Annotated in this window: 20 protein-coding genes and 1 pseudogene; 8 read left to right on the top strand and 13 right to left on the bottom strand. The window is 40.4% G+C overall.

Annotated elements, in window-relative coordinates; all coding sequences use genetic code 11:
* Positions 1-274: 274 nt before the first annotated feature.
* Together H6H03_RS00395 and H6H03_RS00390 are read left to right on the top strand one after the other, a co-directional pair.
* Complete coding sequence (locus H6H03_RS00395; protein WP_242057696.1) at positions 275-613, top strand: hypothetical protein; 339 nt, start codon at positions 275-277, stop codon at positions 611-613.
* A 57-nt stretch (positions 614-670) separates the two neighbouring features.
* Positions 671-1,039: a DUF3368 domain-containing protein gene (locus H6H03_RS00390; protein WP_190953106.1), complete on the top strand. Its 369-nt coding sequence runs from the start codon at positions 671-673 to the stop codon at positions 1,037-1,039.
* 611 nt (positions 1,040-1,650) lie between these two features.
* On the opposite strand, the gene H6H03_RS00385 is transcribed toward H6H03_RS00390, so the two are convergent.
* From H6H03_RS00385 to fabG, 3 genes are all read right to left on the bottom strand, one after another.
* Positions 1,651-2,040: a PIN domain-containing protein gene (locus H6H03_RS00385; RefSeq protein ID WP_190953105.1), complete on the bottom strand. Its 390-nt coding sequence runs from the start codon at positions 2,038-2,040 to the stop codon at positions 1,651-1,653.
* Positions 2,027-2,272: an AbrB/MazE/SpoVT family DNA-binding domain-containing protein gene (locus H6H03_RS00380; RefSeq protein ID WP_190953104.1), complete on the bottom strand. Its 246-nt coding sequence runs from the start codon at positions 2,270-2,272 to the stop codon at positions 2,027-2,029. The genes H6H03_RS00385 and H6H03_RS00380 overlap by 14 nt, the downstream gene beginning before the upstream one ends.
* Before the next feature lie 256 nt (positions 2,273-2,528).
* Complete coding sequence (gene fabG, locus H6H03_RS00375; protein ID WP_190953103.1) at positions 2,529-3,275, bottom strand: 3-oxoacyl-[acyl-carrier-protein] reductase; 747 nt, start codon at positions 3,273-3,275, stop codon at positions 2,529-2,531.
* Positions 3,276-3,903: 628 nt separating this feature from the next.
* Here fabG and trxA point away from each other — a divergent pair.
* Entirely contained in the window at positions 3,904-4,221 is a 318-nt protein-coding gene (gene trxA, locus H6H03_RS00370; protein ID WP_190953102.1) for a thioredoxin, read from the top strand.
* A 107-nt stretch (positions 4,222-4,328) separates the two neighbouring features.
* On the opposite strand, the gene H6H03_RS00365 is transcribed toward trxA, so the two are convergent.
* Entirely contained in the window at positions 4,329-4,604 is a 276-nt protein-coding gene (locus H6H03_RS00365; protein ID WP_190953101.1) for a hypothetical protein, read from the bottom strand.
* Between the two features lie 102 nt (positions 4,605-4,706).
* Here H6H03_RS00365 and H6H03_RS00360 point away from each other — a divergent pair, with 102 nt between their 5' ends.
* Positions 4,707-4,868 (top strand): hypothetical protein, encoded by a 162-nt coding sequence (locus H6H03_RS00360; RefSeq protein WP_190953100.1) that lies wholly within the window; start codon positions 4,707-4,709, stop codon positions 4,866-4,868.
* A 36-nt stretch (positions 4,869-4,904) separates the two neighbouring features.
* Here the strand turns inward: H6H03_RS00360 and prmA are convergent, their stop codons facing one another.
* Positions 4,905-5,825, bottom strand: coding sequence for a 50S ribosomal protein L11 methyltransferase (gene prmA, locus H6H03_RS00355; protein WP_190953099.1), 921 nt, complete (start codon positions 5,823-5,825; stop codon positions 4,905-4,907).
* Between the two features lie 141 nt (positions 5,826-5,966).
* Entirely contained in the window at positions 5,967-7,547 is a 1,581-nt protein-coding gene (gene serA / locus H6H03_RS00350; RefSeq protein WP_190953098.1) for a phosphoglycerate dehydrogenase, read from the bottom strand.
* A 511-nt stretch (positions 7,548-8,058) separates the two neighbouring features.
* On the opposite strand from serA, the gene H6H03_RS00345 reads away from it, so the two are divergent.
* Positions 8,059-8,904, top strand: a complete 846-nt coding sequence (locus H6H03_RS00345) for a Uma2 family endonuclease (RefSeq protein WP_190953097.1) — start codon at positions 8,059-8,061, stop codon at positions 8,902-8,904.
* 80 nt (positions 8,905-8,984) lie between these two features.
* Here the strand turns inward: H6H03_RS00345 and H6H03_RS00340 are convergent, their stop codons facing one another.
* The 3 genes and pseudogenes from H6H03_RS00340 to H6H03_RS40025 form a co-directional block, all read right to left on the bottom strand.
* Positions 8,985-9,836 (bottom strand): HIT family protein, encoded by an 852-nt coding sequence (locus tag H6H03_RS00340; protein ID WP_190953096.1) that lies wholly within the window; start codon positions 9,834-9,836, stop codon positions 8,985-8,987.
* Positions 9,837-9,962: 126 nt separating this feature from the next.
* Positions 9,963-10,787, bottom strand: a complete 825-nt coding sequence (locus tag H6H03_RS00335; protein ID WP_190953095.1) for a Uma2 family endonuclease — start codon at positions 10,785-10,787, stop codon at positions 9,963-9,965.
* Between the two features lie 162 nt (positions 10,788-10,949).
* Positions 10,950-11,051: pseudogene (locus H6H03_RS40025) on the bottom strand (HigA family addiction module antitoxin); the annotation flags it as partial.
* Between the two features lie 438 nt (positions 11,052-11,489).
* Between H6H03_RS40025 and H6H03_RS00325 the strand changes: the two are divergent.
* Positions 11,490-11,885: a hypothetical protein gene (locus H6H03_RS00325; RefSeq protein WP_199338633.1), complete on the top strand. Its 396-nt coding sequence runs from the start codon at positions 11,490-11,492 to the stop codon at positions 11,883-11,885.
* Positions 11,886-12,036: 151 nt separating this feature from the next.
* Here H6H03_RS00325 and H6H03_RS00320 read toward each other — a convergent pair whose 3' ends face one another.
* The gene (locus H6H03_RS00320; RefSeq protein WP_190953094.1) at positions 12,037-14,301 is read right to left on the bottom strand and encodes a glycoside hydrolase family 65 protein; all 2,265 of its coding nucleotides are present in this window, start codon (positions 14,299-14,301) and stop codon (positions 12,037-12,039) included.
* 1,033 nt (positions 14,302-15,334) lie between these two features.
* On the opposite strand from H6H03_RS00320, the gene H6H03_RS00315 reads away from it, so the two are divergent.
* Complete coding sequence (locus H6H03_RS00315; RefSeq protein WP_190953093.1) at positions 15,335-15,874, top strand: sensor histidine kinase; 540 nt, start codon at positions 15,335-15,337, stop codon at positions 15,872-15,874.
* A gap of 592 nt (positions 15,875-16,466) precedes the next feature.
* On the top strand, positions 16,467-17,624 hold the full coding sequence (locus H6H03_RS00310; protein ID WP_242065729.1) for a histidine decarboxylase: 1,158 nt from the start codon (positions 16,467-16,469) through the stop codon (positions 17,622-17,624).
* Positions 17,625-17,699: 75 nt separating this feature from the next.
* Here H6H03_RS00310 and H6H03_RS00305 read toward each other — a convergent pair whose 3' ends face one another.
* From H6H03_RS00305 to H6H03_RS00295, 3 genes are all read right to left on the bottom strand, one after another.
* Positions 17,700-21,086, bottom strand: coding sequence for an EAL domain-containing protein (locus H6H03_RS00305; RefSeq protein ID WP_190953092.1), 3,387 nt, complete (start codon positions 21,084-21,086; stop codon positions 17,700-17,702).
* Between the two features lie 215 nt (positions 21,087-21,301).
* Positions 21,302-22,186 carry a ParA family protein gene (locus H6H03_RS00300; protein ID WP_190953091.1) on the bottom strand — a complete coding sequence of 295 codons (885 nt, stop codon included), beginning with the start codon at positions 22,184-22,186 and terminating at the stop codon, positions 21,302-21,304.
* Positions 22,187-22,408: 222 nt separating this feature from the next.
* A complete protein-coding gene (locus H6H03_RS00295) occupies positions 22,409-23,008 on the bottom strand; it encodes a cytochrome b/b6 domain-containing protein (RefSeq protein WP_190953090.1) in 600 nt (199 codons plus the stop codon).
* Between the last annotated feature and the right edge of the window lie 73 nt (positions 23,009-23,081).

The raw sequence follows: 23,081 nt of genomic DNA, 5'->3' as shown, positions 1-23,081 counted from the left end.
GTTCTTGTTTCAAGTGAAAATTTTCTTCTTTCAAGTGAAAATGTTCTTGTTTCAAGTGAAAATGTTCTTGTTCCAAATGAGAACGTTTCTGTTCTAAGTGAGAACGTTCTTATTCCAAACGAGAACGTTTCTGTTTTAAGTGAGAATGTTCCTGTTTCAAACAAGAATGTTCTTGTTCTAAAGTTGAATGATGGTGTTCTGAGGGCGTAGGCGTAGTCCGTAGCAGAAATCGCTCTCCCTTTTTACTCGAAGTTTCTTGTTCCCAAGTAAAATAATGGTGTTCTGGGGGCGTAGGCGTAGCCCGTCAGAGATATTACTCTACTCCAGTTTAATTGGAGAAGGATCTGACCCACAATATATTAGTACAAAATTACCGATGAATCAAGAACTGACTCAAGCGATCGCCTCTGAAATTCAGTTATTTCAGAATATCGAACAAAAAGAAAACTTTCTGTTTTTACTCGGTGCTTTAATTGCTAAAGTAATTAGCTTAAAAAAAGCTGCGGAAATCATGCAGCTAGAACCAGCAGAATTACTCAAGATTCTAGACTTGATGGGAATTGAGTTTTCGTATCTCTGTGAAGAAGATGTTGCTTTAGAAAAAAGCTGGTGAATGAATGCAGATTATTCTTAATTCATCACCCCTCATTTTTTGTCAAAGTTAAACTATTTGAATCAGTTTATTGAATCTCCTGATGATTTCTACATTCCTCAATCCGTTGCAGATGAAATCAAAGCTAAATCAGATCCATCTAGCCAAACTATTCAAGCTCTGATTAACTCTGGTAATCTTCAAATTAGAGCATCCAACTTAATAAACCTTGTCAATAGTTTAAATCAACGTTTGGGCAAAGGAGAATCAGAAGCTATTGCCTTGGCAATTGAGTTAAACACAGATTATGTTTTGCTAGACGACTCAACAGCCAGAAGAGAAGCCAAAAGACTTGGTTTAAATATCAAAGGTACGTTAGCAGTTATCAAGAAGAAGATTGATATTACTCCACGGTCTCATCTTATAAAGCTGGAGTTTCACCATTAGGCATTGCCTCTCCTCACAATAGCAAAAAACACAGCAAGAGATAGCAATTTATAAGTTCGCCTCAACTCATAGAATTATAAAAGCGAAAAAGGCGATCGCTCAAACTCAATTTTGACCTTCCGAGGCTCAACGTTGACCTTCTGAGGCTCAACTTTGACCTTCTGAGGTTCAACTTTGACCTTCTGAGGCTCGACGTTGACCTTCTGAGGTTCGACGTTGACCTTCTGAGGTTCGACGTTGACCTTCTGAGGCTCGACGTTGACCTTCTGAGGCTCGACGTTGACCTTCTGAGGCTCGACGTTGACCTTCTGAGGCTCAACGTTGACCTTCTGAGGCTCAACGTTGACCTTCTGAGGCTCGACTTTGACCTTCTGAGGCTCGACTTTGACCTTCTGAGGCTCGACTTTGACCTTTTGAGGCTCAACTTTGACCTTTTGATTGCAAGCAATCTGCCTCTGAGAGTTGAAAAATCAATATAATTGCGAACGCTTGACTTTCAAGACAGTTGCTACACAGTTTTAGAGCGATCGCTTTGCCTAAATTGTAGAATGATGTGCAGCTTTTGTGTTTTTGTTGATAATGGAGAGCGATCGCCGATTGCAAAATAAGCATTATTCAAGTAAATCATATCCCTGTTCGCTTCTTAACTTTCTGTCAAAACTTACTGTTGAACTACAACCATTATGTTGAGCAATTGCGCCGATTAAATAGTCGGATAAATCTGCCTTTCCCTGCTTAAATCGCTGTAATGCTTGATAAATTAAAGAGCGATTTTCTAACTCAAACACTGAACATTGCAACATTAATTCTATAGTGTTGCTAATTTCTTCCCTACTAAATTGATATGGCTTTCCCCGTAAAACCCAAACCAGCTCACAAAGAACTATATTCGCTATAAAACATTGCTCTCCTGCTTCAATGATTTGGGCAGCCTGCTTCCACTGCTTTTCATCATCTTTTGTGAGGTATCGCACGAAAATATTTGTATCAACTCCAATCACTTGCGCCTTCTTGGATTGCTGCTTCCATTTCTTCTAAAGTCGCACTTTTCATTGCCGGACGATTTAAAATGCCCGACAAGGTTTGAACAGGAACATTGAGTGGAATTAGTTTAACTGTTCCATTTTCATCAATGACAAAATCAACCTTACTACCTATATCAAGATTAAGATAATCCCGAATTTCTTTAGGAATAATTACTTCTCCTTTGGTGGTAATGGTGACGCTAGCCATTACGTTTCCTTACATAAATTATTTACTTAAATATAACGTTTCTTAACAAATCAACAGAGCGATCGCTCGACTTAAATTGTAGAATAATTCAGCATATTTTGTATTGCATCCAACTTTTAACGGCTATATTGCAACATTTAAGTATGCGTAGCCCGTCAAAGACAAATACGTTGGCACGGGCGTACAGCTGTACGCCCCTACAAGCAATTTATTAGTTGCAAAGTACTGTGTAGACGCGGTGAATCGCGTCTTGTATTCACGCCATTACCATCCCACCATCGACATTAAAAACTTGTCCGGTGATGTAGGCGGCGGCTGGGTCGGCAGCGAGGAACCGCACCATGCCAGCGACTTCTTCTGGTTGACCAAAGCGACTGAGGGGGATGAATTTGAGAATATCTTCAGTGTTGTTGAGGTCGCTAGTCATATCAGTGGCGATAAAACCAGGGGCGACGGCGTTAACGGTGATGCCACGAGATGCAAGTTCTTTGGCAACGGTTTTGGTAAAACCAATTACACCTGCTTTGGCGGCGCTGTAGTTTGCCTGACCTGGGTTGCCCATTTGCCCAGCAACAGAGGTAATGCTGATAATCCGCCCCGATCGCTGTTTGAGCATGATTTTACTGACGGCGCGTGTACATAAAAACACACCAGTTAAATTCAGGTCGATGACAGCTTGCCAATCTTCGGGCTTTAAGCGCAAAAGCAGTGTATCACGGGTAATACCTGCGTTGTTGACTAAGATATCCACACGCTTAAACTTTTCCATGACGGTGTTAACTAGCGCGTCTACTTGCTCGACTTTAGAAACGTCTGCTTGGAGAGCGATCGCCTGACCACCTGCTGTGGTAATTTCTGTAACAACAGCTTCCGCTGCGGCGCTGGAACTGGCATAATTAACAACTACGATCGCTCCTTGTGTGGCTAATTCGATGGCGATCGCTCGTCCAATTCCCCGCGAAGCACCTGTGACAATTGCGACTTTATCTTTTAATAGTGTCATTTAATGTCCCTCAATCTTTAGAATACCGCGCTAATTATCTTATGGTGATTTCGGGAACATCTGAAATATTGTTTTGAATAAAATCTAACTATAGGAATCCGCTTTGATTCCTGAACTGATTTGCGTAGGAAGGCAATAGGCAATAGGCAATAGGGTTTTAGAAAATGAATGTGTACTAAGTTTTATTCAAAAATCAAAGTGTTAACTTTAGTAATTCTGCCTCTAACTCTTTGAATCTCATAGTTGTCGTAACAATTAACTATCTATTTTATTTGCTAATGAATGGATAACGTTGAGGAATATATTTTTGGTTGAATTATAACTGTCTAGGTGAGAGCCTTTGAGACATCGCCAAATTTGATAAACTACCACTTCTGTAGACATAAGCCTCGTGAAACTCTGTATAATCATTTGGCTACGTCAAAATAGGTAAAAATAAATATCTAACTGCTATACACAAAATAATACAATATCTCTATTTTATTAGGATTATTTAATAATTTTGCTAGCGAACTAGTCTGTATTGCGCTAATGTAATCTTTTCCTGAGAAAAACTCATAAACATCTACCGATTTTATTTTCTAAGAATTACCATTGAAACAAACAATTGAAAAGCGGTGTGTATCACATGGCAACTAAAAAACAATTTAACAGCTTTGAAGAGATGCTGTCTGATTCTGATGTGCCCGTATTGGTAGATTTTTATGCTGAGTGGTGTGGGCCATGTCAGATGATGGTGCCAATTTTAGAACAAGTGAATGCCGAACTCAAGGATCGCCTGCGGATTGTCAAAATCGACACAGAAAAATACACACAATTGGCTACTCAGTATCAAATTTATGCCCTACCAACCCTAGTACTATTTAAGAAGGGTGAGCCTGTGGAGCGAATTGAGGGTGTAAGACAAGCAGCGGATTTGGTCAAACATCTACAAACAATAATTTAAGTAGTATTGAGAATTTGGTGTTATGGCAGGCAAGCAGGCAATAGGCAACAGGTAATAGGCTTGAAAATGTCTTTGTGTAAAGGTTTTATGCTGGGTTTATTCCTAACCTACCTGACAACTGCTATGGTTCCCGAAGGCGCGAAATCTCGCGTCTTTTTTAGTAGCTTAGCACTGCTGTAATACTCTAGAAATCGCCGTTTGATTGCACTACCACCAAGTAATATCATGTCAGCTTGATTGCTTGTTAAACAGCAAGAACCCCAAAGAGCCAAAGCTGCGCTTTGTCTTCCCTCACCGCCTGCGGGGAGGGGATTAAGGGGTGGGGTGCAATCACCGTGGGAATCATAACTAATTAACCGGACATGATATAAAACCTTAAGCAAACATTAAGCATAACTACTTATATGTCTTCAGAAAGTAGTTTAGAAATTAGGAGAGCTATATTGTATAGATATAATAATTTTTTTTGACAAGTGAGACAAACTATGGGTGATAAGCAACAAATACCCAACAAAGCTTATATTTGGGTAAATATTGATTTTGATAAGGTTAAAGACAGAATAAATGTAGTGACTTCCAAAATTGAGCAGGTTATCCAAAAGTATCAGTTTTCAAGAGGTAGTGACTCAGGCAAAAGGAACAATTAGGTTGTTAGCAAACCTATTTCAGTTGATGTTTTTTGCTTAAGAACGCCTTACATTCAAACAACACCATTCTTTGCGTTTCCACAGGGTAGCAACTACCCAACCATGTTTTTCTAAGGCGTCAGCGACAGCTTTAGATTGTTCGAGTAAAATACCGCTGAAGATAGCCCAAGTGTTAGGCTTAGCGATCGCACTCATTTCTGGAACCAGCTCAATAATTACATTAGCCAAAATATTGCAAACAATACCGTCCACTGGCTTTTCCAGCAGTGTTGTCAAAACGTCTACACTTCCTAGTGCAGGTATTAAACGTTCTGCACTAATCTCATTCAAGGTGCGATTGCTGATAGTTGATTGCACCGCCAAGGGGTCATTATCAACCGCGTAGACTTTCTCTGCCCCTAGTAGTAATGCTCCAATAGAAAGGATACCAGAACCACAGCCAATGTCAGCAATTACCGTATGCTCTTGTTTATTACCACTACCGACAAATGATTGTGGTACTTCACTCAGGCGCATTTCCAAAGATTCTAAACATAGTTGAGTCGTGGCATGGTTTCCCGTACCAAATGCTACACCAGGGTCGAGACGAATTACTAACCGTTGGTTTGTTTCTGGTAATGGTAGCCAAGCGGGGTTAATCAAAAAGCGATCGCCAATTTCTTGGGGGTGCCAATATTGCTTCCAGCTAGTGGCCCAATCTTCTTCATCAATCAATTCCCAGCGCAGGGTGGGAGATGAAAGCCCTACACAGAGGGCATCTTGACGCAGCCGTAGCGATAGTGCGGCTAAATCTAATAGTTGTGTTTGAATTGTCGGCAAGTAACCCCTGATTAAAGAGGAATTTCCTTTGCTTTCGCTAGCTGTGCCACGACAGCCAAAATCTTCCAGTCGCCAAAAGATAGAATCTTCTAGATCTGGTTCGCATAAAATTTGTAATTCCCACCAGGTATTTGCCATGTTTGAGTGCTGAGTGGTGAGTATGAAAGAGTTAGGAGTTAGGAGTTAGGAGTTAGGAGTTAGGAGTTAGGAGTTTTATTTTTTAACTTTTAACTCCTCACTCCTAACTTTTCTTCACTCCTAACTTTTTTCACTTAGCACTCATAGAGTTACTGTATAAGCGTCCCGAATGCCAGGGACTTTAATAATCTCATCTAAAATGCCCTCAGGTAAAGGGTCGTCAATGCTCAGAGCCATGACTGCATCACCACGGACGATTTTGCGACCGACTTGCATACTGGCAATATTCACATTGAAACTGCCGAGTAGGGAGCCGAGTTTACCGATAATTCCCGGCATATCGCGGTGTAGGGTAAACAGCATATATTTACTGGGTGGAACGTTAATCGGGAAACCGTCAACGTCGGTGAGATGAATTTCTCGTTCGCCCAACAAAGCGCCTGTGACAGAATGAGTACCTAAAGTACCAGTGGCTTCTAGATGCAGTGTGCCGGCATAATCTCTAACAGAAGCGTCGCGGGTTTCAATTACGCGAATTCCCCGTTCTTTGGCTTCGATGCTGGCATTTACGTAATTTACGCGTTCCCGCAAAGCTTGGTAAAGTAGTCCTTTGAGGGCAGCTACTACCAAAGGCTGACTTTTGTTAGTTGCGAGTTCCCCTTGCAGTCGGACATTCAGGACTTCCACTCGTCCGCCAGCTAGCTGTCCTACTAAATTACCTAGAGTTTCTGCCAGTTGCATGTAGGGTTTGAGTTCTTCCAACACATCGGGGCCGAGTCCGGGAATGTTAACGGCTGAACGTGCTGGTAGTCCTAGAAGTACATCCCGAATTTGTTCGGCGACATCAATGGCTACATTCACTTGTGCTTCCGTGGTGGATGCTCCCAAGTGGGGGGTGAGGATGACTTCCTTGCCTAGCGATCGCAATTCCGATTCTCCCAGTGGTTCTGACTCGAACACATCCAGGGCTGCACCTGCGATTTTACCAGCTTTGATTGCTGCTGCTAAAGCATTTTCTTCAATGATCCCACCACGAGCGCAATTAATAATCCGGGCTGTCGGTTTCATCTTTGCCAGGGTTACGGCATTGATTAAGTGGGTAGTTTCTGGAGTTTTAGGAATGTGTAAGGTGATGTAATCTGCTTGCTGGAAAAGTAAATCCAGTTCTACTAACTGACAGCCAATTTGTTCGGCTCGTTCTGTGGAGATAAAGGGGTCGTAAGCTAGTAATTTCATCCCCATTGCCTTAGCCACAGCAGCTACATGGGAGCCAATTTTACCCAAACCGACAATACCGAGGGTTTTTTTATAGACTTCTGCACCGATAAAGCTATTGCGATCCCATGCACCACGTTTCACCGAAGCATTAGCATCGGGGATGTGGCGAGACAAAGCTAAAATCATTGCTATAGCATGTTCGGCAGCAGCAATGGTGTTTCCTTCTGGGGAATTAACTACGACAATTCCTCGGCGTGTGGCGGCGGGAACATCCACATTATCCACACCGACACCAGCGCGACCGATGATTTTTAGCTGGGTACCGGCTTCAATAATTTCTTGGGTGACACGCGTACCAGAACGAATCATTAACGCGTCATACTCACCAATAATTTCTATCAATTCTGCTGGTTTTAGACCTGTTTTGACATCAACAGTAGCAACTTGGGAAAGAATGTCAATTCCAGCTTGGTCAATGGAATCAGAGACAAGAACCTTAGACATGATTACTTTATTTAAAGCTACAGGTTTTGCTGCACAAGACTTTTTAGTGTAGTCTTTATCTGTCGCAATTCAGCAAAAATTATCAGTTTTAATATCAACTTAACCTTGAGTTACACTGCGTGCTGATAGTATGCGGGCGCGAGTTGCTTGGTAGTGATATCTGGTGCCTCCTAGTCTTTGAACGTGAATGGGTGTTTGCACTACCCTGTCGCTAAATATAAAGCATGAATGGCATCGAACTCGATATATTTATTAATAGTTAAGAGTTACCAAAAATTTTATCGGCTTCAGCAACTTTGCGGAATATGCCAGATTGGTCAGCTAAACTAGCCGAGGCTTTTTGTTTACTCGCTGGAGGTATTTTAGATGCTTAGAGGTTGTTTTTTTGGTTTTTGTATGAGAGCGATCGCTGTCATAATATTTCTTACAACACGTGTTCTGCTAAAAATCGCTATAATTCTGGTGACCCAAAAACAACCAAGTGCTATTTGAGTTTTCGGGAGACGAAGCCATGTTAGAGTACAACTTGCCAAGGTACTTGCCATCAGCCGAAGAACTACCCGACTCTGATGAAACCCCTGTGGATAATGAACTACAAGAATTAATACCAGGTTTGCTCAAGTCGATACTGCTGATACTCTGGGCAGAACACATGGACTGGTTTTTTGGGATAGATATGGGTATTTATTATCACCCCGATAAACCGCCCATTGTGCCAGATGGGTTTTTGAGCTTAGGAGTAGAGCGGTTTTATGATGAGGAACTACGTCCCAGTTATGTGCTATGGGATGAAAACGTTCTACCGATTTTGGTACTAGAAGTTGTTTCCCAAAATTATCGCAAAGAATACAGCACTAAATTGGATGAATATGCAGCATTAGGTGTACTTTACTATGTGATTTATTCTTCTCGCCGCCGCCGCAAACCTCGATTAGAAGTGCATAAATTAGTTAATGGTAAGTATGAATTACAAGAAGGAAACCCCGTTTGGTTACCAGAAATAGGTTTAGGAATTGGTTGCGAAAGGGGAAACTATAGCGGCGTAACGCGAGAATGGATGTATTGGTATGATGAGGCAGGAAAACGCTATCCCACACCAGCAGAACAAATTAAACTAGAAGTAGAACGCGCCCAGCAAGAAGCACAACGCGCCCAACAAGAAGCACAACGCGCTCAACAAGAAGCACAACGCGCTCAACAAGAAGCAAAACGCGCTCAACAAGAAGCAAAACGCGCTCAACAAGAAGCACAACGCGCCCAGCAAGAAGCACAACGCGCTGACATTGCAGAACAACGCGTTCAACAATTAGCAGAACAATTAAGAGCGCTAGGAATCGATCCAGATAATCTAGGTTAGGTAGATATTTGAAAACATTTTCAACAAAATTTAAAGATAATCTAGTTTTGCTACTAAAAGCTGTTAAGAAACAAAAACTGTTACTTTTTAGGAATAACGTTTCTGATTCCACTTTTGGGAGAAACAGTATCACCTTTGTAACGAGGGATGATATGAATACTGGTGTGCATAATATTTTGGCCTGCTTCTCGATTTATGTTCATTCCTACATTAAAACCATCAGGCTCAAATTCAGTCTTGAGAATTTCTTGCACTTTATTTACCATAAACCAACAAGCCGATTGTTCTTTAAATGGTAGTTCAAAATAGTTGCTAACATGACGTTTAGGAATAACTAAAACATGTCCTTTACTAATAGGGTAGCCATCAAATATAGCGTAAGCTGTCGCTGATTCAGTTAAGAGTGTGAGATTTTTACGCGGATTACAAAATATACAATAAGTAGATGAATTTTGCTGATGATTATAGTGAATATATTCATAAACCTCCCGATGCTCATCTAAATAAAGTGAAGGAAAAGGAAGCTTGGCAATACATTGATATGTAGGCTTTTTATGAACATAATGTTCGCGAAAACCTTCTTTTTTAATATCCCTTCTCACAGCGTAGTAAGCTTTGCCTCCAGCTTTTAATAAGTGTGAGATTTGCATCAAAATATTAGCTTGTTCTTCAGCAAATAAAACATTTAAAACGTAAAAGCAAATGATTGTATCAAATTTATTCTGAGGATATTCTGGAAAATAATAAGGATCGTAACCTGTAATATCACAGCCTTTTTGGCGTAATATTTGCACATCATTACCAAAGCCACAACCAAAGTCTAGTATTTTGCCTTGTAGTAGGTTTTGATTTAATAAAAGCTGTGCTGGAAATGATAGATAAGTTCTTTCGATCGCAGTAAGATGACTGAATTGATTTTTTTGCTGTTTCATGGAATTTTGGTGCAGATGTCCCAAAATTATTATTCCCAGCATTTCTTGAGGTTATGCGATGTCTACGATGGCCACTGAGCTTCTTGCCCTGAGCGACGCCGAAGGGTGTCGAAGTGCGGGCTACGCCTACGCATCAGGGTCAACACCTAATTCGCGTAACCTAGCTGCTAATATATCAGCACGTTGGCGTTCCTGTTCAGCACGTTGGCGTTCCTGTTCAGCACGTTGGCGTTCCTGCTCAGCACGTTGGCGTTCCTGCTCAGCACGTTGGCGTTCCTGCTCAGCGCGTTGGCGTTCCTGTTCAGCTTGTTCGCTACTCCAAAAAAGCAAATTTCCTTCTGTATCCCACCACCGCAACCAATTTGTGGTTTGGCAAAGTCTTTCACCATACCAAATTCCCAGGAATAAATTTAACTCAGGAATCCAAAAGCGTCCATTGCTATCTGCTTGCTGCAAAGTATATCGCCCATTTTGCAAGCAGCGTACTTCTAAATTAGGTTCGTAGGGGTCGTAGGTTAGGTAGGTTGGAACCTTGAGAATTCGTTCGTAAAAATAAAGCTTACCGTAAGGTGGAGTTGAGCGAACTGAGAGTTCTCCACCTTCTGTGTCTGAGAGAAATTCCATCACCACAGCCACAGCGGCACCTTCTAAATTCTGGGTATAGCTACGCCGAATTACATCAGCGGCTACAGGGTGTACTTGAGGAACGTAAAACCAGTCTGGTGCTTTGACGACAATTTTTTTATTGACTGTGGCGACAAGTCCAAAATTAGAGCCAATTAGCATCTGCGGTTGGATGCGTTCTGCGGTTCCCAAAGCATCGGTAAGCGCCGCAGCGAGAACGGGTTGTTGAATATTTTCCACTGGATCGTCGGGTAAAATGAAGTCAGCTGGGAGTGCTTCCCATGTAACAATTGGTTCTTTTTGGGTGGGTTGAATTTGTAGAACCATAAAACGACTCCTAATATCAATTTCCAAGTTATCAGTTATTAGGGCTGTCTAAGTCTTTAAGTTGAGACTTTTGATTAATCTACGTATTCTTTCGTATTTGTTGACGCTGAATTCCAGAAATTTAATAACAATCCGAGAAAAGACAATATTTTCTTTAAGAGCTTAACGTATATTATATTGCGTTTGTAAATTCAACCAAAACTGAGCGCTGTTACCAAAATAGCGAGATAAACGCAAAGCTGTATCTGCTGTAATAGTTTGTTTCTAGCTTTTGTAAACGATTACCAGGTGGAACCCGTAAATCGTTAATTGACGACAGTAAGCTGTCAAAATTGCTCAAGAACTTTTAAATATATTGAATGAATCATCTTCAGCAGATAGGCATGGTTTACTGTTACCCAAGTCGAAAACATTAGTAAAGTTGTAAAAATTAGCAAAACCCCAAAAAAGCGACCCGTTGACATCTACCCAAATAATCCTAAGTTATAGTTTGTTGCTTTAACTAACAATATTACGTATCAATCTGACTTTTCATAGTCAAAAAGTATCATAGACGACAAAATTTTTATCAATCATTGCACCCAAAAAAACTTATCTTCTTGATTCAACATTGATAAGATTAATCTAAAGACTTGTGGAATCTGCTCTTCGTAAACAGACTGGACTGGCATAAATTACTATCAACAACTTTCCACTCACATTATGAACCGCTTTGCCTCTATTTTTCTGGCAGGCTTGATAGCTTCTGCTTCAGCTTTGGCTATTTCTCCTAAAGCTGATGCCTCTTATCTTGCTGAGTTAGATAGTTATAGCTATCATCACAATGATGATGGTAACTCTGAACTTCAGAGTCGTCACTATAGAGATCGCGATTATGACCGCGATCGCGATTTTCGCAACATTCGTGACAATGACCGTCGCTACGATCGCCGTTATGACCGTCGCTATGACCGCCATAATCATCGTCGTTATGACCGCGATAATCATCGCCGCTATGACCGCGACAACTATCGCCGTTATGACCGCGATAACGACCTTCGCAACATTCGTAACGATCGCCGTCGTTATGAAAGCGATCGCTATTGGTATCGTTATTAATCCCTCCGCGTTAATTTATTAAACGTGAATTCGACAGACCTCACCCACCCAGCCTGCCTCTCGGAGTAACGAAAAATTAGGCTTTTTGCTCCCCTCTCCTTCAAGGAGAGGGGCTGGGGGTGAGGTCAAAATCCTGTATATCGAATTCACGTTAGATTTCTACTTCTACCAAACTTTCCACCCTTTCTTCTACCAAACTGGGAACTTTGACTTCTTGTTCAACTCCCAAGTCAAAGTCATACCACTCGTTACGCCATTGCAGGCGAAACTTCAAACGCGTCCAGTGGGGTGGAAGATTGGGACAAGCCACTGGGCCAAATTGAGTCATGCGGATACCACCAAAGCCAAAGACTACTGCTTGCCAAACTCCTCCAGCACTGGCGGCGTGAATTCCTTCACCTGCATTGAGTCGGACATCTTCTAAGTCTACCAAGGCCGATCGCATGAAATGTGTGTAAGCTTCGGTTGGTTGATTCAAGTCGCAGGCTAAGACGGCGTGAATGGCTGGGCCGAGTGATGAACCGTAGGTGTGATCTGTGCGTTGGTTGTAATAGTCCCAGTTAGCGGCGAGGGTGTTATGGTCATAACGCTCCCGCATCAAATACAAAAGCATCAACACATCTGGCTGCTTGAGAATCTGCTTTTGGCTTGTGGCTTCAATTCCCAATAGACCTTGCAGAGATTTAGTACGTGGTTCGTAATCAGCAAAGTTAATATCTTCTAGCTGGAAAAACCCTTCAAACTGTTCAATTAAACCTGTTTTTGGATCTTGATTCACAAATAAATGCTCTGGGATTTCTGCCCAACGGTGCAGACGTTCTGTAGTTAAGTTGAGTTTTTGCGCTAATTGGGCTGAGGTTTCGGGGTATGCTTGCTTGAGCCAGTCCCACAGCGCCAAGGCTGATTGTAAGTGCCAGTCTACCATGAGATTGGTGAAGGCATTATTATCGACGCGATCGTGATTTTCGTCGGGGCCAATTACATCCAGAATGTCATAGCTGTGGCGTGCTTGGTTCCACTGGACGCGACTTTCCCAGAAAACCGCCGTATCTAAGATAATTTCGGCGCCATAATCCCGTATCCATTCATCATCGTTGGTGGTGTGCCAGTAGTGTAATACTGCATAAGCGATATCTGCGGTGATATGCACTTCGATGTCGCCGCACCAAATACGGACTAATTCGCCACTGGGAGTTGGCACCCAGCGCGGGGTGACTTCATCGCCGGTAGCAGCACTTTCCCAAGCAAACATCGCTCCTTGATAACCTGCTTCCTGGGCTTTGCGTCTAGCTCCTGGTAAAGTGTGATAGCGGTAGGTGAGCAAGTTCCGGGCTAGGGCTGGCTGGGTGTAGGTGAGGAAGGGAAGCATGAAAATTTCCGTATCCCAAAAGATGTGTCCGCTATAGGCAAAACCACAGAGGCTTTTGGGAGGAATGCTCACTCGGTCATCCTGACGCGGTGTGACGGCTAGTAATTGGAAAAGATTATAACGGACACTTAATTGAGCTTGGCGATCGCCTTCAATAATAATGTCACTGTCTTGCCACACTTGCTCCCATGCAGCAATGTGAGCAGCTAACAAAGTAGCATACCTGGGTTCTTTACCTAGCCTTTCTATGGCTGCGGCAATGGGGAGTTCTGTTTCCCGTGAAGTAAACACAGTGACAATCTTTTCTACTGTCACCGTTTTTCCTGGGTAAAACTCAAAGGAGGTTGCCAATGTCGGACGCTCCCGATTTTCTACGCCCACGGGTGTAGTGTCGTCATCTTCTATCACTAACTTAGCCGCCATCCCCAGTTGAATAGCTGAGTGCAGAGTTTGACTGTTCAACCAGATAATTCGATCTACACCACCTTGGTTTATCGTTCGCCAATGTCTAACGCCTTGGGTATGGGGTTCGGCATCAAACCCCGCTTCCACGGTAACTTCACCCTCAAAGTCTACGGATGTGATTTGAGTCCGAATTGCTAAAACATGTCCATCTGCTAAACTAGCGAACCGCTGAAAGTGAAAATCTAAAGTATGACCACTAGGACTACGCCAGCGCACATCACGGCTAACTAAACCCAAACGCAAATCAAGCCGACGCTCATAGTTGAGAATTTCACCACTCTCCATACTAAAGCTTTCGCCTGCTACTTTGATTGTCAATGGCAGCCAGTTAGGACAATTCACAAGTTCAGTATGAGCAATTTTCACATCATCATAAACACCATGAATGAGCGTGGCGGAAGAATCTTGAGAATATCCTTCCTCGAAACTACCTCGCACTCCCAAATAGCCGTTAGCAAGGGTAAAAACTGTTTCTTTGTGATGCAATCGCGTCGGATCGAATTCCGTTTCAATAACGTTCCAATCAGTAGTATCAATCAATTGCTGATTTTGTTGAGAATTGTGAGTGGACACGTTGAGCATGAGTAATAAAACCTATATTTTGGGACAAGCTGTGGACGGAATGAAATACACGTTGGAGTAATATCGGAACCCAATTTGATTTGGAGAATCCCTCGTCAAGAGAGTGAATGGGTTTTGGGGAACGGGAAACAGGTAAAAAGCAATAAAGATGTACCTAGCTTCGTAAAAATCAAGTATAAATCCCATATCAAATGATTCATTCCTTGTCTTTAGCGTCTACACTTGAAATATAGGCTAAACACAAAAAAGCCACATTCTTACCAACAGTAACGTTTCAGATTTCATCTGTCTACAGTTAGATTTCCTTGATAATGCAAGTTACAACTAATAAATCTCCATCAGATACAAATTGTTAGAGTTTTTCTTGAATTTATTGCATACATCAGAACTGAGGTTTAAAAGTGTATTGAGTCTGGTTATTAGCGTTATGTTTTTGTGTTTGCCGCTGGTGAATGAAATTTGCAGTTCATCTTGCACCCACTCACCCTTTGTGGAATAAAGAATATCTTCTAAACCTTGTAATTCAGGCTTTACAGCTATTTTCAGGTAAATGAACCACGGCTTTTTTTATCACGCAGAGGCGCAGAGGCGCAAAGAGGAAGATGAGGATGTGGTCTAAGATAGATGAAAACTGCTGTAAACTCTAAATGCCGAGTTCTGAACTCTAAATGTCAAGCTTTTTTCTTGAAACTTTATAACTTTTTGTTCTTCTGCCAGAAGTGATATATTGGCACTTGAGCAGAAGAGGACAAGGGAATAGCAAGAAAAAACCCTTGTGCCAAATTTTACAATCCCCCGTCTTGCCTACGGCACGCTCCCCGAACATATGTGAAATAATTTAAAAGGTTTGTGTCGAGACACGTGGTGCTATACATCAGGTGTTTATATTACAAGCCCTATCTTTAGATATGGGATTGTCCCTTTAAACTCCATGCTGGCGATCGCCAAAGCACTGCAAAATGAAGTATACGACCTTTTGAGCGAATAACAGCGCCTGTCTCTAAATAATCTCTAAAATAGCGCCAAGAATCTCTTGGAATTAATCAACCACATCCTCGACTTAGCCGATATTGAATCTAACAAAATGGAACTACAACTAGCTTCGACTTCAATTGAAGAACTATGTGACTCTTGTCTGAACTTTGTTAAACCTCTGGCATTGCAAAAACATATCCAGTTAAGCGTACAAGCACCTGAAGAACTCCCACCCATCCAAGTTGATGAAGACCGCATTCGAGAAGCGTTCATCAACCTGTTAAGCAACGCTGTTAAATATACTCCAGAGGGAGGCAAAGTTTGGATTGAAATCCAACCACACCCCACAAAGCAATATATCTTTTTCAGCATCGTTGATACTGGCATTGGTATTCCTTCCGATGACCTGTTCCAATTATTTCAACCTTTAGACCCGGATGAAAGTTCATACTCCCGTCGTTCTGCAAACACAGGTTTAGGATTACTAACTGTGCAAACAATTGTAGAGTCCCACGGTGGTAGTGTCCATGCTGAAAGTCAATTAGGCAAAGGCAGTAGATTCACAATCAAGCTTCCTTGGAAGAAGATGGGGGAGTAGGAGTGGGGGACGGAGGGAAAATTTCGGAACTAAAAAATAGGCTTTGCGAAAAATCTACGCTTGTGAGGGAGTGGGAAAGTAGAGGAGAACTTGCTAGGAGTCTTTCCCTAAATCTCCGTACTTCTGATGCTTCCACACAAAGAAATCTTAATAAAGAAGCATACTTGATAACAAGAAGCTGACCCTAAAGCCCAGATACCAAAGGGCTTTTGACGCTGTTGCCTGTTGCCTATTGCCTATTGCCTACTATAAGTGATTGTTCGTATTTCATCCAAGTCAAGTGCCTCTGGTGCAAAGATGCACAGAGATTTTAATAAGTGATTATCCGGAGTTCAGATGAATTCCGGTTGAACAATTACAGTATTTTTCGATATTTACGTATTAAGAATAGTTTGCTAAATTCTATATTCAAATATTTACCAGTGCTAGAGCTTGCAAAGCTTCAAATAGGATTAAAAAATTTTTTCCGTGTTTGCACTGATTTTATTTTCCATCATAAATCTGATGATTCTTAATACTAAAAAAATAGTAAAGAAATTGGGTTTATATGTAGAAATTAGATTAAAACTTCCCTTAAATCAAAACTAAACAAATGCAGAGTATGTCGGATATAGCTACTAAAAAGTTGGGAAATTTTTTGCAAGAAATAGAACAGCGATCGCACTTTCACGCAGGCTATCCATACAATTTAACTTGCGATTACAGCGAGATAGTTAAATCTTTTAATTACATGTTAAATAATGCTGGAGATCCTTATGTAGAACCAGATTTTGGTCTGCATTCTCGTCAATTTGAACAAGAAGTTTTATCCTTTTTCGCCCAACTTTATAAGATCCCCGAACATAAATTTTGGGGTTATGTGACTGCTGGAGGAACTGAAGGAAATTTATATGGAATGTTTTTAGCAAGAGAAATTTATCCCAATGGAATTCTTTATTCATCAGAAGACTCTCATTACTCAATTCCTAAAGCAGCCAGATTATTTCGCATCAAACATCAAGTTGTAGATTCGCAAATTAATGGTGAAATGGATTATCGCCATTTTGCAGAACTAATTAGCCAAAATCGTGAGTATCCAGCGATAATCAATTTAAATATTGGCACTACTGTTAAAGGTGCGATCGATAATTTAGACAAAGTTATCGAAATTTTAGAGCGTTATCAAATTAAAAATTACTACATTCATTGTGATGCCGCACTTTCAGGATTAATATTACCCTTTTTAGATGGCGCTCCTCAAGTTAACTTTCAAAAACCCATAGATAGCGTAGCTATTTCTGCTAAATTCATGGGTTCTCCATTGCCTTGTGGCGTCGTCTTAACGAAGAAGAAATGGGTAGAAAGAGTGGAAACAATGATTGAATATATTGGTTCCAAAGATACAACTATTCTCGGTTCTAGAAACGGCCATGCTCCTCTAATTCTTTGGTATGCACTGCAAAGCAGAGGTTATAACGGCTTAGCCAGAGAAGCAAAGACCTGTATTCGGAATGCTCAATATCTTTTTCAACAACTTCAATTGAGAGAATATCCATGTATGCTCAATAAGTTCTCTACTACTGTCGTGTTTAAAAAACCTTCTCAAAAATTAATTAAAAAGTGGCAGTTAGCAAGTTTTGAGAATTGGGTACATATTGTAGTCATGCAGAATATCGATAGAGAAAAAATCGATACTTTTATTGATGAACTTGTTTTAGAACAAAGATTATTTGAGCAAGTCCAAGATTTACAGCTACAGGCAGTAAGCTAAATTATTATTGGGCATTGGGCATGGGGAAATGAGGGAGAAATAACCAATAGCTAATGACTAATGATTAATAACAATTTAGTACCTTAAGAAGTCTTTGTAACAAAAGTTAGCAGCAAGTAATCTTTCTACTTCTACACTTTGCATAGGTGGTAAAAAGAAATATCCTTGTCCATAATCACATTGCAATGCTTTAAGTTGTGCTAACTGCTCTACAGTTTCTATTCCTTCTGCTGTTACAGACATATTCAAATTATGAGCTAACGTAACAATCGCTCGCACAATTTCTAAATTTTCTCCTCGACTACCTATATTGTTGACAAAAGAACGGTCAATTTTAATAGTTTTTATTGGTAGTCGATGCAGATAATTCAAAGAGGAATAGCCAGTACCAAAATCATCCATATGTAACTCCACATTCAGCGCAGTTAACTCGGAAAGCACGGTATTAGCTAATTCAAAATTATCCATCAACAAACTTTCAGTAATTTCTAATTTCAAACTACATGGCTCTAGTCCAGTTTGTTGTAAAGTCTGCTTAACTTGTTTAAAGATATCAGCTTGGGTAACCTGTTTACCAGAAAAATTGACGCTAATTGTCAAGTTTAATGAACTAGGAAATTGTTGATGCCATGTATGCATTTGTTGGCACGCTTCATAAAGTACCCATTGTCCGATACTAATAATCATTCCAGTTTCTTCCGCCAAGGGAATAAAATCTTGAGGAGAAACAATTCCTCTTTCTGGATGATGCCAGCGTATCAATGCTTCAAATCCAATAATTTTACCAGTTATCAGTGAAACAATTGGCTGATAGTAAAGGCGAAATTCCTCTTGCTTGAGCAGCAGTGCATGTCGCAGAGCAGTTTCTAATTCTAAGAGCAAAGATGCACCCTCGTGCATTTTTTGGTCAAACACCTCGTAACGTGCTTTACCAAGTGCTTTAGCAGAGTACATTGCCACATCGGCATCGCGGATAATCTGCGCTGCTTGCTGATAATCTGTTTTACTCAAAGCAATACCGATACTAGCATTAGTGAACACCCTATGTTCATTTAATTGAAATGGTAAAGCTAGCACCTTTTTAATACGTTCAGCTATCTGTATGGCGGTGTTAACATCTTCAATTTCTTCAATTAAGATTGTGAACTCATCTCCACCAAAACGGGCAACTATATCTCCAGTTCGGACAACTGATTTGAGACGATGAGAAATTGCAATCAAAAGTTGATTTCCTAGTAAATGCCCCAAACTATCATTCACGACTTTAAAGCGGTCTAAGTCTAAAAAAAGTACAGAAAATAAATAATTTTTGTCCTGTTTAGTACGTTCTATTGACTGCTGCACTCGGTCGATAAATAAACGTTGATTGGGTAACCCAGTTAGCCCATCATGAAGAGTATTGTGTAGTAATTGTTCTTGTGCTTCTTGACGCTTGATAATGTCTTGTTGGAGTTGTTGATTAACTCGAATAAGTTCTATGGTGCGTTCTAAAACTAATTGCTCAAGCTGGCAACGGTATTGGACTAACTCTTCCTCTGCTAGCTTTCGTTGAGTGATGTCACGTACAATCACAACATACTCTCGTAGTTGGGGATTAAATGGCCGGGAAACAGTTGATTCAACAATTCGCAGACCTTGGTTGATTTTTAAAGTTTGCTCGCTCCTAATAGACCATTGCTCAGGTTTGCCGTGATAACACATTAAGAGTTGATTCAAATTTTGCCCAAGCAATTGCTGAATACTCAATTCAAATAATTCTTCAGCGGCTGTATTTGTTTGACAAATAATCCCGTTTTCATCTAAGACTAAAACAGTATCTGGAACTGTATCGAGAGTAGTGATAAATAAGTTTTTTGCTTGTTTGCGTGCCTCATCAATAGCAACAATTTGTGGTAGAGTTGTCCAACAGGCGATCGCCACTCCTGCAAAAGAAAGCGTCACTAGTAAAATCGCTAATAAAGAGTTGTGGCTATCATTAGTAACTTTGCCTAATAAATCCCGGATAAACCAACTGCTTGTAGCAGTAATGCAAATTAATGATACTAAAACAATTACCTGTAAGACAACAAAGTCTGGATTGTGTTTAGTAGGCTTTTTATCATAAATTTCTTTCCAATATTTTCGATATAATGCCGCACGACTTACGCGGCTTAGCACTGTATCTCCTAACATCAAAAAAATCGGTAATAATAATCCAACTAAAAAATCTCTCCAATTCCAAGCTAAACCTCCCACTATTAGAACTATCGCTTCTATAAAGAAAAAACCAAGTGACCACCAAGGCCATAAAACCTCTGGTTGACTTCGAGACAACCATAATCCTAAATGTAATCCCATAATCGACAAAAGATAACAAGTGCCTGCTACCGTCACTAATTGAGATACATTTCCCAAATTTAAACAAAGCAGACTGAGGAGAAAGGCAACAAAAATCGCAGGGCCAAGAACACCTTGGCGAGAAACTACTGTAAATATCTCAGAAACCTTTCCGTCTAAGCCAAGTTGATATAATACGCGAGGAGAATTAGAAACTGCGGTAGCAGAACTTAGAAGGCAAGATACTGTAATTAAAAGTGTTACTAAAAAAGAGGCGTATTGACCCCAAAAAGGTACAGAAGCTGCTAGCAAATTTAAAAAAGCATCGTCGCCTATTGCTTGATTTGGAGCCGAACACGTTAAGACCCAAGAACTGCCTAAAAATACCGGAGGAATTAACCAAGCAGCCACAGTTAAAAACTTCAAAGTTTTATCTGGATTGTGGCTATCAGCAACAAAAGAAGAAGTAGTTTCACAAGCATAAATTGAATAGCTGGCCAGGAAAAACCACTTTGCCCATTCTTGAAAGCTCAAGCTATGTATACTAATTGCAGGTAAATTAAAACTAGTGTTTGAGAAGGTTAACCATACCAAACCTTGAATACAAAATAAAAATAGTAATAAAATCGCTGGGAACACAAAAAATAAGTGCAGCAGTGCTAAAGCACGACTCCCACTGAATGCCACAATAAAAGGAATTGCTGTAAATAGAAATTTTAAAAAAGTTTCTGGACAAACAATATCTAATGTTTGAAAATTGACTTTAATCAGGTTTGTCAGAATAATTGCGTACAGTGCTGGTGCTGCTGCCCAACTAAAAAAGTATCCTAAAGCTACGTAACGACCTAAGTAAGGAAAGTTTTTTAATAGCCTTGTGGTATAGTTCGGTGTTCCTCCTGCGACATCTGACCAATGTCTTCCTAAACTTTGTACCTGCAAATTAAGTAAAAAGGAGACGATAGTGCCAAACAACCAAACTAAGATAGCTTTAGACCCTAATGCTGCATGAATAATGGGCGCAGTACCAATCCATCCAACATGACCCGTCAACCCAAAGCCCCAGGTTTCTAGATAACTCAGAGTACGCGGTAAACGCATTCGCAAGGGTTGATTTTTCTCTGCCTGTAGAGAATCGTTACTAGTCATTGTTTCTTAGCTAGATTTACTGGCCTTTTCACTCAATAACTGAATCTAGCTATTATAGCTTCAGTATAAGTACTGGATTTAGAAAATAACTAGCTTAATTCTTAAGAAATTTTATTTTTTTATATATTATTTTTATATATAAAAATCGACAATAAAAAATTCCCTAATTCGTTGAAAATTAGGGAATTTTGTTGTTTATGAATGGTTAACTAGGGCTATAGTTTTTGCAACAACTCCTGAGTTAATTGAAAGAATGCTTTTGAGCCAGGTGATTGAGGGGCATTTAAAACAGCTGGCATAAAACTATCAACAGCCTTAGCAACATTCACATCAACTGGTATTTGTACCTTGCAAATTTTCTCAACACCGAAATCTTCAACAACACGGTGCATCACTTGTTTATAGTATCTCCCAGTTAGTAGGTTAGCACTAGACATACTAAAGACAATTCCTAACATTTTTATATCTATTTTTGTTTCATTTCCGTGACTATCTTTTAATTGGGCGATCCGTCTTTCTAGTAGTTGAATACCCACTACAGACAAGGGTTCTGGTTTAGCAGGAAGTATGTAGAAATCGCTGGCAGCTAAAGCGCTACGAGTCAAAAGATTATAACCGGGGGCACAATCAAGAAGGATAAAATCATATTCTTGCCGCACAGGTTTTAAAATGTTGTTTATCAAAACTCTTTCAAAGCGGTTCCAAATCGTTTCAAAGTCTTGTTCACCTAAAGCAGTCGCTTGTTGATGTAGCATTTCTGACACAACAAATTCATCATACAAATCAATATCTCCAGGTAATAAATCTAGTCCGGGAAGATTACAAACTTGGGATTGAATGATATCTTGAATTGTCAGCTTTGCTTGTGGTTCTGGATTGATAACCTCGTCTATGAGATATCTAAATGTCTTACTTTGTTTACGACGTTTAGCAAAATCTAATGGTGACATCAGACTAAGCGTGGCACTAATTTGGCTATCCAAATCAAGAACAAGCACCCGCTTGCCATAATTTTTAGCTAGACAGGTAGCTAAGTTCACAGTAAGGGTGGTTTTACCAACGCCGCCTTTCATATTTGCAGTTGCAATTACATATCCCATTGATTGAGTCCTTTGTTAACGCATTCCCATCTAGGTAGCGTACACCCCCGTGGATCTATGAAATCTTCCATTAAATTTAATATTTTGACACAAAAATACTAACTGTAGGTTGGGTTACCCTGGGGTATCTTGCTACGTTCCTCAACCTAACCTACGAAACTCCTCACTCAAAGTTAACACTGAACAATCAACAATCAGCATTGCCAATGCTCTTTTCTTTTTTTACCAAAACATTGATTCTGTGAGTTCAGAACCTCCTGCTTGACGCCCTAAGAAATAGTGAATTACTGCAAATAACATAACCATTGGCACTGAGGCAAAGTGAACAATTCGTAAGGCTTGCCAACTACCAAAAAAATCTACAATCCAATGAAATTGAGCAGGTTTATACATTCCTATTCCTGTAAATAATGCCAACAGCAAAATTGGAATAATTGCTGTATAAGCGATACGATGCCAAGCATAAATAAGACGTTTGGAATTTTGAGTTTTTTGTAATGCTTTGAGATCGTTAGCTCCTACAAACCGATGACGCCAGCGTCGAGTAATTAAAATGTAAATTCCATACCACAAGAGATTTAGTGAAAATAGCCACATTGCTGCAAAATGCCAATGTCTACCTCCTGCAAGCCAGCCTCCCAAGGTAAATATTGGCGGAATATGTAAACCTGAACGTCCACCAAAAACAGGGTTGGCGTTGTAAATTTGTAGTCCGCTGGTGAGCATGAGGAACAGACTAATGATGTTACACCAATGAAATATTTTTGCTGCGATCGCTTGGGTGGGTAACTTCCGTGGTTTGGTAGAAATGCTTGAAGTCATAGATTTTAATTGAAAATAGGGAATAAGGAGTGGGGAGTAGGGATAGAATTTAGGTTTTTCGAGTTGTACTGAG

Origin of the sequence: Nostoc paludosum FACHB-159, assembly GCF_014698835.1 — a bacterium.
GTDB classification, from domain to species: Bacteria; Cyanobacteriota; Cyanobacteriia; order Cyanobacteriales; family Nostocaceae; genus Nostoc; species Nostoc paludosum.
This window is presented reverse-complemented; position numbering and strand designations above follow the sequence as displayed.